Source organism: Sphingomonas aurea (genome assembly GCF_030678875.1).
GTDB classification, from domain to species: domain Bacteria; phylum Pseudomonadota; class Alphaproteobacteria; order Sphingomonadales; family Sphingomonadaceae; genus Sphingomonas; species Sphingomonas aurea.
The window spans coordinates 499,500-515,767 of sequence record NZ_JAUUDS010000001.1 but is presented as its reverse complement, the minus strand read 5'-3'; the positions used below and the strand labels follow the sequence as shown (position 1 = coordinate 515,767).

At 67.3% G+C, this 16,268-nt stretch carries 14 protein-coding genes; 2 read left to right on the top strand and 12 right to left on the bottom strand.

Translation table 11 applies throughout. The features are described from left to right. The first annotated feature begins 47 nt into the window (after positions 1-47). Positions 48-2,537: a coiled-coil domain-containing protein gene (locus Q5H91_RS02710; protein ID WP_305171673.1), complete on the top strand. Its 2,490-nt coding sequence runs from the start codon at positions 48-50 to the stop codon at positions 2,535-2,537. Positions 2,538-2,588: 51 nt separating this feature from the next. Then, positions 2,589-3,113, top strand: a complete 525-nt coding sequence (locus Q5H91_RS02705) for a hypothetical protein (RefSeq protein ID WP_305171672.1) — start codon at positions 2,589-2,591, stop codon at positions 3,111-3,113. A 4-nt stretch (positions 3,114-3,117) separates the two neighbouring features. On the opposite strand, the gene Q5H91_RS02700 is transcribed toward Q5H91_RS02705, so the two are convergent. The 12 genes from Q5H91_RS02700 to nuoG are packed head-to-tail and all read right to left on the bottom strand — an operon-like array spanning position 3,118 to position 16,265. Continuing rightward, complete coding sequence (locus tag Q5H91_RS02700; RefSeq protein WP_305171671.1) at positions 3,118-3,399, bottom strand: DUF1467 family protein; 282 nt, start codon at positions 3,397-3,399, stop codon at positions 3,118-3,120. A 5-nt stretch (positions 3,400-3,404) separates the two neighbouring features. Beyond that, a complete protein-coding gene (locus Q5H91_RS02695) occupies positions 3,405-5,039 on the bottom strand; it encodes a ribonuclease J (RefSeq protein WP_305171670.1) in 1,635 nt (544 codons plus the stop codon). Between the two features lie 53 nt (positions 5,040-5,092). After that, complete coding sequence (locus tag Q5H91_RS02690) at positions 5,093-5,884, bottom strand: type III pantothenate kinase (protein ID WP_305171669.1); 792 nt, start codon at positions 5,882-5,884, stop codon at positions 5,093-5,095. Positions 5,885-5,894: 10 nt separating this feature from the next. Then, positions 5,895-6,593 (bottom strand): biotin--[acetyl-CoA-carboxylase] ligase, encoded by a 699-nt coding sequence (locus Q5H91_RS02685; RefSeq protein ID WP_305172365.1) that lies wholly within the window; start codon positions 6,591-6,593, stop codon positions 5,895-5,897. Between the two features lie 11 nt (positions 6,594-6,604). Further along, positions 6,605-8,068 carry an NADH-quinone oxidoreductase subunit NuoN gene (gene nuoN / locus Q5H91_RS02680; RefSeq protein ID WP_305171668.1) on the bottom strand — a complete coding sequence of 488 codons (1,464 nt, stop codon included), beginning with the start codon at positions 8,066-8,068 and terminating at the stop codon, positions 6,605-6,607. Then, positions 8,068-9,648: an NADH-quinone oxidoreductase subunit M gene (locus Q5H91_RS02675; RefSeq protein ID WP_305171667.1), complete on the bottom strand. Its 1,581-nt coding sequence runs from the start codon at positions 9,646-9,648 to the stop codon at positions 8,068-8,070. Before Q5H91_RS02675 ends, nuoN begins: the two co-directional genes overlap by 1 nt. Before the next feature lie 7 nt (positions 9,649-9,655). Beyond that, positions 9,656-11,770 (bottom strand): NADH-quinone oxidoreductase subunit L, encoded by a 2,115-nt coding sequence (nuoL, locus tag Q5H91_RS02670; RefSeq protein WP_305171666.1) that lies wholly within the window; start codon positions 11,768-11,770, stop codon positions 9,656-9,658. Between the two features lie 4 nt (positions 11,771-11,774). Beyond that, positions 11,775-12,080 carry an NADH-quinone oxidoreductase subunit NuoK gene (gene nuoK / locus Q5H91_RS02665; RefSeq protein ID WP_305171665.1) on the bottom strand — a complete coding sequence of 102 codons (306 nt, stop codon included), beginning with the start codon at positions 12,078-12,080 and terminating at the stop codon, positions 11,775-11,777. Next, a complete protein-coding gene (locus Q5H91_RS02660) occupies positions 12,077-12,688 on the bottom strand; it encodes an NADH-quinone oxidoreductase subunit J (RefSeq protein ID WP_305171664.1) in 612 nt (203 codons plus the stop codon). Before Q5H91_RS02660 ends, nuoK begins: the two co-directional genes overlap by 4 nt. A gap of 45 nt (positions 12,689-12,733) precedes the next feature. Continuing rightward, entirely contained in the window at positions 12,734-13,219 is a 486-nt protein-coding gene (nuoI, locus tag Q5H91_RS02655; protein WP_305171663.1) for an NADH-quinone oxidoreductase subunit NuoI, read from the bottom strand. Next, the gene (gene nuoH / locus Q5H91_RS02650; RefSeq protein ID WP_305171662.1) at positions 13,216-14,274 is read right to left on the bottom strand and encodes an NADH-quinone oxidoreductase subunit NuoH; all 1,059 of its coding nucleotides are present in this window, start codon (positions 14,272-14,274) and stop codon (positions 13,216-13,218) included. The genes nuoI and nuoH overlap by 4 nt, the downstream gene beginning before the upstream one ends. Continuing rightward, the gene (gene nuoG, locus Q5H91_RS02645; protein WP_305171661.1) at positions 14,271-16,265 is read right to left on the bottom strand and encodes an NADH-quinone oxidoreductase subunit NuoG; all 1,995 of its coding nucleotides are present in this window, start codon (positions 16,263-16,265) and stop codon (positions 14,271-14,273) included. Before nuoG ends, nuoH begins: the two co-directional genes overlap by 4 nt. Positions 16,266-16,268: the final 3 nt, after the last annotated feature.

Sequence of the window (16,268 nt, the reverse complement as noted above, 5' to 3'; positions counted from 1 at the left end):
TCGCCGCAAAGCTGGTACACGGGACCGATGATCTGGGGGCCGGCCTGATGGGCGCACGCATCGACGCGCATGACGATCTCTGGCCCCGCGCCGAATCGGACTGGGTGGAGGACGATGTCCTCGACCTGGTCGATGCCGAACCGCTCGACGCGTCGGGCGGCTGGGGCTGGACAGCGCCCGCCGCCGCGCTGCTGCTGACCGCCCTGTGGATCGGCGGCATGGTCTGGCTGGCACTCCCCTCCCTCCCCACGCTCTCCCCGGTCGACCTCACCCAGTTCGTCGCCGCACTGGCGGTGGTGCCGACGCTGATCGGGATCGTCTGGCTGCTCGCGCGTCGTACCAGCCGGGCCGAGGCTCGCCGCTTCGGCGCCTCTGCGCAGGCGATGAGGGCGGAGGCGGCGGCGCTGGAACGGCGCGTCGCCTCGCTGTCGCGTACCCTCGCCTCGCACCGCGAGCAGATCGCCGTCCAGCTCGACGCCGGCGCCGCCGCCGCGACGCGCCTCGCCTCGGTGGGTGACGCCATGGCCGAGCGGATCGAGGAAGCCGAGGCGCAGGCCGATCGCCTCTCCCAGACCGCCGAGCGCGCCCGTGCCACGGTCGGCGAACTGATCGCCGCCATGCCGCGCGCCCGCGCCGAGAGCGAGGAGGTCGGCCGACGCCTGGACCAGGCCGGACTGACCGCCGCCGCTCAGGCCGCCGCGCTCGAGGCGCAGCTGGTCGCGCTGGGCGAACGCTCGCGTCTCGTCGACAGCGGCACCGCGATCGCCGCCGAGCATCTGGCAGAGCAGGTCGCGCGGATCGACGCGGCCGGTGACAGCGCGAGCACACGGCTGGAACGGGCCACGGCCGAGGCGGGCACCGCCCTGGCCCAGCACGGCGACGCCGCCGCCCGCCTGCTCCACGAACATGGCGTGCGCCTCGATGCGATCGGCGACGCGGCCGGGCAGCGGCTGGAACAGACGGTCGAGGGCATGTCCGCTGCGGTCGACGTATTCGCGACGACCGCGGCCGGCCGACTGGCCGAGCAGGTCGGCCGCCTCGACGCGGCCGGCAGCGCGGCAGGTGGTCGCCTCGCCCGCGTCGCCGGCGAATTGGCCGAGACGGTCGAGGCACTCATCGGACGCACCGAGCAGGCGACCGACACCGCCCGGCTCAACCTGGCCGACCAGTCAGAGGCGATGCTCGCGGTGGTCGGTCGCCATCACGCCGCCCTCGACGCGGCAACGGGCGAGACGGTCGAGGTTCTGGCGGACCGGTTGCACGCGATCGAGGACGTCGTTCACCGGATCGCCGCCCGCCTCGCCGACGAGCGTGGCACCGCCGACACGATGGTCGACGACCTGTCGACCGGGCTCGCACGGGTCGACGGCCAGCTCCAGGCGCTGCACGCACAGGGGGTCGAGCGGTCGCAGATGCTTGCCGCCTCGATCAGCGCGCTTGGCGGCTCGGCAGACGCGATGACCGAGGCATTGCGCGCCGGCGACACGATGGCCAAGCGGACGATGGGATCGACCGAGGCGCTGCTCGTCGCGCTCGACGCCGCCGCCCGCGAGATCGACGAGACGCTGCCCGACGCGCTCGACCGGCTCGACGCGCGGGTCGGCGACAGCCGCCGGGCGGTGGCGCAGGCCAAGCCCGAACTCCTCGCGCTGGTCACTGCCGCCGAGAGCACGCACGACGCGATCGAGGCGGTCGCCGGCGTCGTCGCCGATCAGCGTCGCACGCTCGACCAGCTGTCGAGCAACCTGCTCGAAACTCTGACCGAGGGTCGCGCCAAGGCCGATGCGCTCGGTGAGATGGTCGACGAGACGATCGACCGCAGCCACCGCTTCGCCGACGAGGCCGCGCCGCGACTGCTCGACGCGCTGCTACGGGTTCGCGAGACGGCGCAGATCGCCGCCGACCGCGCGCGCGAGACGCTGGAGACAGTGATTCCCGACGCGGCCGGCGCGCTGGAACAGGCCAGCGCCGCCGCGATGCGCCGCGCCACCGGCGACACCGTGCAGCGCCAGATCTCCGCGATCGACGAAGCGGCCGGCGCCGCCGTGACCGCCGCTACGCGCGCCACCGAACGCCTCGCAGCACAGGTCCAGACGATCAGCGAGCAGACCGCGATCGTCGAGACCCGGCTGGAAGAGGCACGGATCGAGCGGGAGGCGGCGGATCACGACTCGCTCTCGCGCCGCGTGTCGGTGCTGATCGAGGCGTTGAACTCCGCCTCGATCGACATCGCCAAGGCGTTCGCGCCCGACATCGCCGACAGCGCCTGGGCTGCCTATCTGAAGGGCGACCGTGGCGTCTTCACCCGTCGCGCCGTACGCCTGATCGATGGCAGCGACGCGCGCGAGATCGCCAATCTCTATGATGGCGACGCCCGGTTCCGCGACCAGGTCAACGGCTACATCCACGATTTCGAGGCGATGCTGCGCACGATCCTGGCCCAGCGCGACGGTTCGCCACTGGGCGTGACCCTGCTGTCGTCCGACATGGGCAAGCTCTACGTGGCCTTGGCGCAGGCGATCGAGCGACTGCGCTGATGCTTCAGGACGGTAACCGTTCGGAAAACTAGCCTATCCTATCTTGGCGGCATGGACGCTGCCGCCCTCGATATTGATACATCCCACGACCCTGTGGATTGGACGGCGCTGAACGCAGCGGTCGATCGCTGGCGCGGTGCGTTGATCCGACGCTTCGCCGAAGCAGAGACGGCGGTCAGCGAAACGCTGGTAACGCTTCAGTCCGTGCCCAAGCGTGGTAAAACCATTGTCCTCCCCCATCTGACAGGACAACGCTTCGAACAGCTGGCGCTAGCGATCGCGGAGGCGGGACCATTCGGCGCCGAAGGAAAAGCCGGGCGAGCGGCGCTGGCGGCCTTTCGCAGTCACGAGAACCTACGCCCCCTGCTCTGTCACGGTAAGGCCAAGGTCACCGCCGATCGCCGCGGTCATTGGCAGTTGCGTCTCGATATGCTGCATTTCTCAGCCGTCGGCAAAGAGCACCGACGCCATGTTGTCGATCAGCAGGAAGCACACGAGCTTTTGAGTACGATCGGTTCGGCCACTCAGCGCCTGACATCGCTGCTGGGCCAATTGCGTCGGGCAATTGAGACCTGAAGCCTCAGCGGATCTCCATGTTCATCCGGTCGAAGAAGTCCACGTCGCGCGCTTCGATCCAGCCATAGCGGTAGTTCAACTGGAACAGCGCGAACAGGATCGTCGCCACGATCGTCACCCTTAGCGCGGTACGCCCGGCGCGGAACTCGTGCGGAGCGCTCTCCGCCTGCCCCGCGACCTTGTCGCCACCCGCCTCGTCCGTGGTCCTGACCCCGAAGGGCAGGACCAGGAACACCGAGAACGACCAGAACAGGATGTAGATCGCGAGCGCGGACGTCCACCTCATGGCAGTCAGGCGTCGATGACGAGGACGTCGACAATCGGCTTCTTGCCGGTCCAGCGCGTCGCCACCTTGCGCACAGCCAGGCGGACATCCTCGCGCATCCGATCGGCGCCGCGGCGATTGCCACGGGCGGCCTGTGCCGCCGCGTCGATGGCATCGTCGATGAAGGCGTCGCGCTCATCCTCGACCGGCACGCCCTGCAACCGCACCTGCGGCTGGCCGAGCAACCGCCCCTCCTTCATTGCCAGTGCGACCGAGATCTGGCCGTTCAGCGCCAGCTTGCGCCGCTCGTTGATCGTCGAGCCGTCCGACGGCAGGATCACGTCGCCGTCCAGCACCAGTCGACCGATCGGCGCGTTGCCGATCTTCTTGGCAGCACCCGGCAGCAGGCGGACGACATCGCCGTCCGCCTGGACGATCGCCTGCGGCACGCCCTGCGACAGGCCGAAGCGCGCCTGTTCCATCATGTGGCGCATCTCGCCATGGACCGGGACCAGCAGGTCGGGGCGCAGCCAGGAATAGATCTTCGCCAGCTCGGGCCGGCCCGGATGACCGGAAACATGGACATGAGCCTGCCGCTCGGTCACCATCTCGACGCCCTTGGCAGCGAGCAGGTTCTGGATGCGGCCGATCGCCACCTCGTTGCCCGGGATCTGCTTGGACGAGAAGATCACCGTGTCGCCCTTGTCCAGGCTGATCGTGTGCGCGCCCTCGGCAACGCGTGACAGCGCGGCGCGCGGCTCGCCCTGACCGCCGGTGGCGACGATCAGCACCTTGTTCCTGGGCAGCCGCATCGCCGTCTCGGGATCGACCGTCTCGGGAAAGTCCTGCAGATAGCCGACGGACCGCGCGACCTTCAGGATGCGGTCGAGCGAGCGCCCGGTCACGCACAGCTTGCGCCCGGTCTCGCGCGCCACTTGGCCCAACGTGTGAAGCCGCGCGGCGTTCGACGCGAAGGTGGTAACCAGCACCCGCCCCTTCGCCTTGGCGACGGTTTCCGCCAGCCCCTGCCGCACGCTCGCCTCGGAGCCGGAGGCTTCCTTGTTGAATACGTTGGTCGAATCGCAGACCAGCACGTCCACGCCCGCGTCGCCGATCGCGGTCAGTTCCGCCTCGCCGACGGGATTGCCGATGACCGGCGTCGCGTCCAGCTTCCAGTCGCCTGAGTGGAAGACGCGGCCGACCGGCGTGTCGATCAGCAGCGCCGACGCCTCGGGGATCGAGTGCGACATCGGCACGAAGGTGAAGCCGAACGGCTTCAGCTCGAACCGCTCGCCCGGCTGGATCACGCGCAGCTTGACGCGGTTGGCGATCCCTTCCTCTTCCAGCTTGCCGCGGATCAGTCCGGCGGTGAACGGCGTGGCGTAGAGCGGTACGCCGAGATCTTCGGCCAGGTACGGCAGTGCGCCGATATGATCCTCATGCCCATGGGTCAGGACGATGCCGAGCAGGTCGTCGGCCCGCTCCTCGATGAACTGCAGGTCGGGCAGGATCACGTCGATGCCGGGATAGGCGGGGTCGGCGAAGGTGATGCCGCAATCGACCATCACCCATTTGCCGTTCGAACCATAGAGGTTCACGTTCATGCCGATCTCGCCGGAGCCGCCCAGGGCACAGAAGAGAAGTTCGTTCTTGGGAGTCATTCAATACTTTCGAAAAAGGGGAGCGCCGGATGGCCGCCCGGCGCGGGCGTGGTTCAGTCGATATGGGCCCTCTGCCACAGCATCGCCAGCCCCTGGATGGTCAGATCGGGCTCGATATGGTCGAAGACGGCCGTGTGCGTCTCGAACATGGTGGCGAGGCCGCCGGTGGCGATCACCTTGACCGGCCGGCCGACCTGCGCCTTCAGCCGGGCGACCAACCCCTCGATCATCGCGACATAGCCCCAATAGATGCCGATATGCATCTGGTCGACCGTGTTCCGGCCAACGACGCTGGTCGTCGCCGGCGCCTCGATCGCGATGCGCGGCAGCTTGGCCGCGGCAGTGACCAGCGCGTCGAGCGACAGGTTTATGCCCGGCGCGATGATCCCGCCCTTGTACGCCCCGGTATAGTCGCTGACGTCGAACGTCGCAGCGGTGCCGAAATCGATGACGATCAGGTCGCCGGGGTGCAGCGCGTGCGCCGCGATCGTGTTCACCGCCCGGTCGGCGCCCAGTGAGCCGGGCTCGTCGATGTCGAGCGTCATGCCCCATTCGACCGGCGCCCGGCCGGCGATCAGGGGCGTGGTACGGAAATACTTTGTGGCCAGCACCTCAAGATTGTGGAGCGCGCGTGGCACGACGGTGGCGATGATTACCCCCTCGACATCGCCGCGCTCGTAACCTTCGAGTGCCAGCAACTGGCTGAGCCAGACGGCATATTCGTCGGCGGTGCGACGCGGATCGGTGGCGATCCGCCAGCGCGCCCGGATCGTCCGCATCTCGCCGTCGATTGCGACGAGCGCGAAGACAATGTTGGTATTGCCGGCATCGATCGCGAGCAGCATGGTCCGGGCCCTAGAGCAGGAAGACGTCGGCGGCGTGGATGACACGCCGCTCGCCAGAGGCCAAGCGCAGGTTCAGCGCACCGTCGGGATCTAGCCCGTCGAACAGGCCGTCGATCGCGGTGCCGTCAGACAGCCGCGCGGTGAGCGCCGTGCCGATCGGATGCGCCCGCTCCAGCCAGCGCGCGCGGATCGGCGCCAGTCCCTCGCCGCGCCAGCGGGACAGCCAGCGCGAGAATATCTCGGCAAGCACGTCCAGAAACATCGCCGGCTCGACTGCGACGCCTGCCGCCGAAAAGCTGGTCGCGGGCCGGTCCGGCAGGTCGGGATGATGCGCCAGGTTCACACCGATGCCGATCACCACCGCATCGGCGGCACGTTCGAGCAGGATGCCCGACAGCTTGGCGCCGTCGATCAGCAGGTCGTTGGGCCATTTCAGCCGCGCGCGATCGGGCAGGAAGGTACCCACCGTCTCGTCGAGCGCTACCGCTGCGACCAGTGCGAGCGTTGCCGCGGCCGGATCGCTCGGGCGCAGGCGGACGAGGACGCTGGCGTAGAGATTGCCGGCGGGGGACGCCCAGTCACGGCCCTGCCGCCCGCGACCCGCAGACTGCCGGTCGGCCCGCAGCCACATCCCCTCACCCGCACCCGCCTGCGCCAATGCCAGCAGATCGGCATTGGTCGATCCCGTATCGGCGACGGTCCGGACGATAGGCGCCGCGATCAGAACAGCGCCTGCGCCGCGGCCATGCTCCACGCGGCCAGCAGGGGGATGGACAGATAGCCGAGCGGCGACACGATCACCGCCGCGACCGCGATCAGTCCCCCCTCGACCGCGCCGTTGCCCTCACGCGTATATTCCGGCGCCGGATCGTCGAAGTACATCGTCTTGACGACGCGGAGATAATAATAGGCGCCGATCACCGAGGCGGCGATGCCGACCGCCGCGAGCGGGAACAGTCCGGCACGCACGGCAGCATCAAACACCGCGAACTTGGCGTAGAAGCCGAAGAGCGGCGGAATGCCGGCGAGCGAGAACATGAACATCGCCATCGCCGCGGCCAGGCCGGGCCGGCTGCGCGACAGACCGGAGAGGCTGGCGATCGTCTCGACCGGCTGCCCCGACTCGTCGCGCATCCGCAGGACGACGAGAAAGCAGCCGAGCGTCATTGCGACGTAGATCGCCATATAGGTCATGACCCCGGCGACACCCTCCGGTGTCCCGGCGGCGAGGCCGATCAGCGCGAACCCGACATTGTTGATCGACGAATAGGCGAGTAGCCGCTTGACGTTGCTCTGCCCGATCGCGCCGACTGCGCCGAGCACGATCGAGGCGAGCGCCGCGAAGATCACGATCTGGCGCCACTCGCCCAGCGCCGGCCCCATCGCCTCGATCGCGACGCGCACCGCCAGCCCCATCGCCGCCACCTTTGGCGCGGAGGCGAAGAAGGCGGTGACCGGCGTCGGTGCGCCCTCATACACGTCGGGCGTCCACATGTGGAACGGCACCGCCGCAATCTTGAAGGCAAGTCCGGCGAACACGAACACCAGTCCGAAAGTCAGGCCAAGCGAGCGCACCGGCGCGTCGACGTCGACCGCATAGGCACTTGCGATGCCGTCGAACATCGTGGTGCCCGAGAAGCCATAGACTAGGCTGACGCCGTAGAGCAGGATGCCGCTGGCCAGCGCGCCGAGGACGAAATATTTGAGCCCCGCCTCGGTCGAGCGCAGGTCACGGCGCACGAAGCTGGCCAGCACATATGCAGCCAGGCTCTGCAGCTCCAGCCCGACATAGAGGGTCAGCAGGTCACCCGCCGACACCATCATGCCCATGCCGGTCGCCGACAGCAGCATCAGCACCGGATATTCGGGGCGCAGATCGTCGCCGGCGGTGCGCTCGAAGAAGCCGGGGGCCAGGATGATCGACACGGCGGTCGCCAGGTAGATCAGCACCTTGGCGAACGCCGCAAAGGCATCTGCCCGGTACAGCCCCTGGAACGCCGCACCGCCCGACCCGGCGGGCCCGAGCAGCGCGACACCGGCGCCGAGCAGAACGACAACCGACGTCCACGATACAGCGCGGGTCGACCCCGGCCCGCCCCATGCGGACACCATCATCAGCAGCACGGCGCCGACGCCGAGGATCACCTCAGGCAGCGTCATGGCGAGGTTGGCAGCATAGCCCATCAGTGTGCCTCCCCCGGCGTAGCTTCATGTCCGGCAGCGGCGGCTCCATGCTCGCCGCCATGTTCGCCGACCGCCTTGACCGCGGCGGCAGGATCGCCCGGCGTCGGTTGCGAATCGCTGACCGGCGTGGCGCGGTCGATACGTTGCAGCAGCACCGCCACGTCGCCCCGCATCGGCGCCAGGAAGCTCTCCGGGTAAACGCCCATCCACAGCACCACCGCCGCGATCGGCGCCAGCAGCCACAGCTCGCGACGCGACAGGTCGGGCATCGCCCGCACCTCGTCCGACTTGATCTCGCCGTACGCAATCCGCGCGTACAGGTAGAGCATGTACGCCGCGCCCAGGATGATGCCCGTCGTGCAGAGCAGCGCCGTCCAGGTCGACACCTGATAGGTGCCCATCAGGCTCAGGAACTCGGCGACGAAGCCGCTGGTCCCAGGCAACCCGATCGACGCCATTGTGAAGAACAGGAATAGCACCGCATATTTCGGCATGTTGATGCTCAGGCCGCCGTACCGCGCGATCTCACGGGTGTGCAGCCGGTCGTAAATCACGCCGACGCACAGGAACAGCGCACCCGACACCAGCCCATGGCTCAGCATCATGATCATCGCGCCCTCGATGCCCTGTCGGTTGAAGGCGAACAGGCCGATGGTCACGATCGCCATGTGCGCGACCGAGGAATAGGCGATCAGCTTCTTCATGTCCGACTGCACCAGCGCGACGAGCGAAGTGTAGACGACCGCGACGCACGACAGCGCGAAGATCAGCCAGGTCAGCTGGCCCGACGCCTCCGGAAACATCGGCAGGCTGAAGCGCAGGAAGCCATAGCCGCCCAGCTTCAGCAGCACGCCCGCCAGGATCACCGATCCCGCGGTCGGCGCCTGAACGTGCGCGTCGGGCAGCCAGGTATGGACCGGCCACATCGGCATCTTCACCGCGAACGAGGCAAAGAAGGCCAGCCACAGCCAGGTCTGGACATGCGCCGGGAAGTCGAAGCGCTGCAGGTCGGGGATGGACGAGCTGCCCGCGGTCTGCGCCATGTAGAGCATCGCGACCAGCATCAGGAGCGAGCCGAGCAGCGTGTACAGGAAGAACTTGTACGACGCGTAGATCCGGTTCGCTCCGCCCCAGATGCCGATGATGAGGTACATCGGGATCAGTCCCGCCTCGAAGAACAGGTAGAACAGGAACAGGTCCTGCGCCGCGAAGGTGCCGATCATCAGCACCTCGGTCAGCAGGAACGCCGCCATATATTCGGGCACCCGCTTCGTCACCGCGCGCCAGCTGGCACCGATGCAGATCGGCATCAGGAAGACGCTGAGCATGATGAGCAGCAGCGCGAAGCCGTCGATGCCGAGCGACCAGCTGAAGAAGCCGAAGCGCGGACCGGCCTCGACATATTGCCACTGCGCACCGCCCACGTCAAAGCCGGTCCACAGCACGACGCCGAGCGCCAGGTCGATCAGCGTCGCGACCAGCGCGGTGACCCGCGCCGCCTCGGCGGAGAGGAACAGGCACGCGATCGCGGCGACCGCCGGAACCGCCAGCATCAGCGACAGGAGGGGGAAACCGTCCATCAGCCGATCAACCCGCGATGGCCCAGGTGACCGCGGCGGTCAGCCCGATCAGCATGACGAAGGCATAGGAATAGAGATACCCCGATTGTAGCTTGGCCGCGCCCCGCGACCCCAATTGGACCAGCCAGGCCGAGCCATTCGGCCCGAACCGGTCGATCGTCTGCTCGTCACCGCGGTGCCACAGCAGGCGGCCGATCGCAAAGGCCGGACGGACGAACAGCAGATTGTAGAGTTCGTCGAAATACCATTTGTGGAGCAGGAAGTCGTACAGAACGCTGAACTGCTCGGCGACGATCGCGGGGAAGCGCGTGTTGCGAATATAGGCGTACCAGGCGGTATAGAGCCCCAGCAGCATCGCCACCGTCGCCGACAATTTGATCGGCACCGGCACCTCATGCATCGCATGCATCAGATGCTCGCGGAACGCCAACGCGCCCTTCCAGAAGTGCGCGCCTGCCTCCGGCTCGATGAAATAGCCGTGGAAGACGAAGCCCGCCGCGATCGCGCCGAGCGACAGTACGCCGAGCGGCACCAGCATCGGAAGCGGGCTCTCATGCGGGTGATAGCCGCCGGTACCGACCTTCAGCTCCTGCTGCGACGGCCCGTGGGTCGTCGGCGCGTGGCCGGCATCCTCGGCCTGGGCCGGATTGCCATGGGCATCATCGGTGTGATGCGCGTCGTGCGCGTGATCGTGACCATGGTCATGCCCATGCGCGTCATGGACGGCGTGCTGGACATGCTCGGAGTTCACCCAGCGGGGCTGACCCCAGAAGGTCAGGAACATGACCCGCCACGAGTAGAAGCTGGTCAGCAGCGCGACGAGCACGCCGACGAACCACACACCCGGATTGCCCGACGCCCAGCCGGCCTCGATGATCGCGTCCTTCGAGTGGAAGCCGGCGAACCCGATGTTCGGCAGGCCGACGAGGCCCGGGATGCCAACGCCGGTGATCGCCAGCGTCCCCATCATCATCGCCCAGAAGGTGAGCGGGATCTCCTTCCGCAGGCCGCCATAGTAGCGCATGTCCTGCTCGTGGTGCATCGCATGGATCACCGATCCCGCGCCCAGGAACAGTAGTGCCTTGAAGAAGGCGTGGGTGAACAGGTGGAACATCGCCGCCCCGTACGCCCCGACGCCCGCCGCGAAGAACATATAGCCGAGCTGCGAGCAGGTCGAATAGGCGATCACCCGCTTGATGTCGGTCTGGACCAGGCCGCAGGTCGCGGCGAACAGGCAGGTCGCGGCACCGACGAAGCGGACGACGTCGAGCGCGACCGGCGCCATCTCGAACATCGGCGACAGGCGGCACACCATGAACACGCCCGCGGTCACCATCGTCGCGGCATGGATCAGCGCCGACACCGGCGTCGGCCCCTCCATCGCGTCGGGCAGCCAGGTGTGCAGGCCAAGCTGCGCCGACTTGCCCATCGCACCGACGAACAGCAACAGGCAGAGCACGGTCAGCGTATCGGCGCGGAACCACAGGAAGCCGATGGTCGAGCCCGCCATGTTCGGCGCCGCGGCCAAGATCGCGGGGATCGAGACGGTACCGAACACCAGGAAGGTGCCGAAGATGCCGAGCATGAAGCCCAGGTCGCCGACGCGGTTGACGACAAACGCCTTGATCGCGGCCGCCTGCGCTGTCGGCTTGCGGAACCAGAAGCCGATCAGGAGATAGCTGGCGAGACCGACGCCCTCCCAGCCGAAGAACATCTGGACCAGGCTGTCGGCGGTCACCAGCATCAGCATGGCGAAGGTGAACAGCGACAGATAGGCGAAGAAGCGCGGCTGGTCCGGATCCTCGCTCATATAGCCCCAGCTATAGAGGTGGACGAGCGCCGAGACGCTGGTGATGACGACCAGCATGACCGCGGTCAGCGCGTCGACGCGTAGCGCCCAGGCCGCGTCCATGCCGCCCGACACGATCCACTTCAGCACCGGGGTGACATGCGCCGTCTCGGTGCCGGCCATGAAGCCGATGAAGATGGGCCAGGACAGCGCGCACGACACGAACAGCGCGCCCGTGGTGATGAGCTTGGCGGGCGTGAAGCCCAGGGCCTTGTTGCCCAGCCCCGCGATGGCGGCGGCGAGCAGCGGCAGGAAGACGATAGCGAGGATCAACCGTTTACCCCTTCATCCGGTTGACGTCGTCGGTCGCGATGGTGCCGCGGCCGCGATAGTAGATGACCAGAATGGCGAGCCCGATCGCCGCCTCGCCCGCCGCCACGGTCAGCACGAACATCGCGAAGACCTGGCCGACCAGATCGCCCAGATAGGCGGAGAAGGCGACGAGGTTGATGTTCACCGACAACAAGATCAGCTCGATCGCCATCAGGATGACGATCAGGTTCTTGCGGTTCAGGAAGATGCCCACCGTCCCCAGCGTGAACAGGATCGCCGAGACGACCAGATAATGGATCAATCCGATCACAGCTCCACCCCCTGGCCGATCGCCGGCTTGACGTTACGGGTCGCATCCTGCGGCCGGCGCGCGACCTGGCGCGCGACCTTCTGCGCGCGCGTGCCCGGCCGCTCGCGGTGCGTCAGCACGATCGCGCCGATCATCGCGACGAGAAGGACAAAGCCCGCCGCCTCGAACAGGAACAGGTAGCGCGAGTAGAGCAGCTGCCCCAGCGCCTGGATATTCGGCACCGTCGCGTCGATCGGCGCGGCGCGGCGGGCGAGATCGACCTTGCCCTCGTTCCACGCGAACGCCGCGATCATCACCTCGACGGCGAGCAAGCCGCCCAGCCCTAGTCCGATCGCGGCATAGCGCACCACCTCGGTCCGCAGCTGCGTAAAGTCGATGTCCATCATCATGACGACGAACAGGAACAGCACCGCGACCGCACCGACATAGACGATGACGAGCAGCATCGCGATGAACTCGGCGCCGACCAGTACCATCAGCCCGGCGGCGTTGAAGAAGGCCAGGATCAGCCACATGACCGAATGGACCGGATTGCGCGACGAGATCGTCATCGCGCCCGACAGGATCACCACGGCGGCGAACAGGTAGAAGGCGATTGCCTGGATCACGCGGTCAGGCCCCCTTGCCTTGCACGGTTACGAAGTCGGCGCGCATTAACGGTACGGCGCATCGGCGGCAAGGTTCGCCGCGATGGTGCTTTCCCAGCGGTCGCCATTGTCGAGCAGCTTGGCCTTGTCGTAGATCAGCTCCTCGCGCGTTTCGGTCGAGAATTCGTAGTTCGGACCCTCGACGATCGCGTCGACCGGGCACGCCTCTTGGCACAGGCCGCAGTAGATGCACTTGGTCATGTCGATGTCGTAGCGCGTCGTGCGGCGGCTGCCGTCGTCGCGCGGCTCCGCCTCGATCGTGATCGCCTGGGCTGGGCACACCGCCTCGCACAGCTTGCACGCGATGCAGCGCTCCTCGCCATTGGGATAGCGACGCAGCGCGTGCTCGCCGCGGAATCGCGGGCTGACCGGATTGCGCTCGAACGGATAGTTGATCGTCGCCTTCGCCTTGAAGAAATATTTCAGCGTCAGGGCATGCGCCTTGACGAACTCCCACAGCGTAAAGGCCTTGACGTACTGCGCGACACTCATGCGCCAACTCCCACGCGCATCCACATCAGGATGCCGGATACAAGGAATACCCAGAACAGCGACACCGGCAGGAACACCTTCCACCCCAGCCGCATCAGCTGGTCGTAGCGGTAGCGCGGCACGGTCGCCTTGATCCAGCTGAACACGAAGAAGAAGAACAGGATCTTGGCGAACAGCCAGATGATGCCCGGCACGACATAGAGCGGCGCCCAGTCGACCGGCGGCAGCCAGCCACCCCAGAACAGCGTCGCGTTCAGCGCGCACATCAGGATGACGTTGGCATATTCGCCGAGCCAGAACAGCGCGAAGCTCATTGAGCTGTACTCGGTCTGGTACCCCGCGACGAGCTCCGACTCCGCCTCGGTCAGGTCGAACGGCGCGCGCTGCGTCTCGGCCAGCGCCGAGATCAGGAACATGACCGCCATGGGAAAGAACAGCGGGTTGAATGCCAGCCCGTTGATCGGGATGATCGGCCAGATCGCCCGCTGCGCCTCGACGATGCGCGACAGGTTGAAGCTGCCCGACCAGAGCACCACCGAGATCAGGATGAAGCCGATCGCGACTTCGTAGCTGACCATCTGCGCGGCGGCACGCAAGGCGGAGTAGAACGGGTATTTCGAGTTGGACGACCAGCCCGACAGGATGATGCCGTACACGCCGAGCGACGACGCTGCGAGGATGTAGAGCAGGCCAACGTTGATGTCGGCCAGCACCACACCCGCCTGGAACGGCACCACCGCCCACACGATCAGCGCGACCGTGAAGGTGATAATGGGCGCCAGCAGGAACAGCCCGCGATTGGCCGCGGCGGGGATGATGGTTTCCTGCAGGAACACCTTCAGCCCGTCGGCGAACGACTGGAGCAATCCGAACGGGCCGACCACGTTCGGTCCGCGGCGCAGCGCCATCGCCGCCCAGATCTTGCGATCGGCATAGATTATCATCGCCACCGCCAGCATCAGCGGCAGCGCGATCAGCAGGATACCGGCGATCGTGGCGACGAACCACGCCCAGCCATAAGGCAGGCCGATGGTGGTATTGAAGAAACTCGTCACTCCGCCGCCTCCGCGAACGTCTCGCCATGGACCAGTTCGGCCGAGCAGCGCTGCATCGTCGGGCTGGCCCGGCAGATCGCGTTGGTCAGGTAGAAGTCCTTGATTGGATAGCCTTCCAGCACGCCCGACGCCGTGCCGTCGAGCGCCGGCGGGTTCCAGTCGAACGTGACCAGGCCCTGCTCGCGCAGCGCCGGCACCTCGGCATACATCGCCTCGCGCAGCCCCGCGAAGCTGTCGAACGGCAGCGTGGCGCGCATCGCATCGGACAGCGCGCGCAGGATGCTCCAGTCCTCGCGCGCGTCACCCGGCGGGAAGACCGCCCGCTCGCCGCGCTGGACCCGGCCTTCCAGATTGACCCAGGTGCCTGACTTCTCGGCATAGCTCGCGCCCGGCAGCACGACGTCCGCCGCCGCCGCGCCCTTGTCGCCGTGATGGCCGATGAACACCTTGAACCCCAAGAAGCGGCTGAAATCCACCTCGTCGGCGCCCAGGAAGAAGGCCAGTTTCGCCTCGGCCAGATCCGCGATCCCGCCCTTGGCCGCATAGCCCAGCATCAGCCCGCCCATGCGGCTCGCCGCCATGTGCAGGACGTTGAAGCCGTTCCAGCCGTCCTTGATGAGCCCCAGCGTCTCGACCAGCTTCAGGCTGGCGGCATGACCGCCCTTCAACGCGCCGCCGCCGACGATCACCATCGGCTTCTTCGCGTTGGCGAAGGCCTTCACCACCGCCTCGGGCAGGTCGCCCAGCAGCGCCAGATCGGCACCCAGCCACTCGGCGTTGTAGGTCAGGTCCGTCTCCGGGCCGACCGCGAACACCTTGGCGCCGCGCTTGATCGCCTTGCGGATGCGGGTGTTCACCAGCGGCGCTTCCCAGCGCAGGTTGGTGCCGACCAGCAGGATGGCGTCCGCTTCCTCGGTGCCCGCAATCGTGGTGTTGAAGTTCACCGCCGCCAGGCTGGACGTGTCATAATCCATGCCCGTCTGCCGCCCTTCGAGCAGCGACGAGCCGAGCCCGCGCAGCAGCACCTTGGCCGCGTACATCGTCTCGCAATCGACCAGGTCGCCGGCCACCGCCGCGACGCTGCCGCCGTGATCGACCGCCGCGATCGCCGCGAACGCCTCGTCCCAGCTCGCCGGCTTCAGCTTGCCGTTCACGCGAACGAACGGCTGGTCGAGCCGGCGGCGCACCAGTCCGTCGACTGCATGGCGCGTCTTGTCCGACGCCCATTCCTCATTCACGTCCTCGTTAATGCGCGGCACGCAGCGCAGCACCTGCCGCCCGCGGCTGTCGAGGCGGATGTTGGTGCCGACCGCGTCCATCACGTCGATGGTCAGCGTCCGGCGCAGCTCCCACGGCCGCGCCTCATAGGCGTACGGCTTCGACGTCAGCGCACCGACCGGGCACAGGTCGACGACGTTGCCCGACAGCTCGCTGGTCACCGCCTCTTCGAGGTAGCTGGTGATCTGCATGTTCTCGCCGCGATAGATCGCGCCGATCTCCTCCACGCCCGCGACCTCTTCGGCGAAGCGGATGCAGCGGGTGCACTGGATGCAGCGGGTCATGATCGTCTTGACGATCGGGCCCATATATTTCTCGGTCACCGCCCGCTTGTTCTCGCCGAACCGGCTTTGGCCACGGCCATAGGCGACCGACTGGTCCTGCAGGTCGCACTCGCCGCCCTGATCGCAGATCGGGCAGTCGAGCGGGTGGTTGATGAGCAGGAATTCCATGATGCCCTCTCGGGCATGCTTCACCATCGGCGTGGTGGTGAAGACCTCCTGATTGTCCGCCGCCGGCAGCGCGCACGACGCCTGCGGCTTGGGCGGGCCCGGCTTTACCTCGACCAGGCACATGCGGCAATTGCCGGCGATCGACAGCCGCTCGTGATAGCAGAAGCGCGGGATTTCCTTGCCCGCCGCCTCGCACGCCTGGAGAACCGTGGCGCCGGCCGGCACCTCGACCTCGATCCCGTCTACCTTCAGTTTCGGCACAGC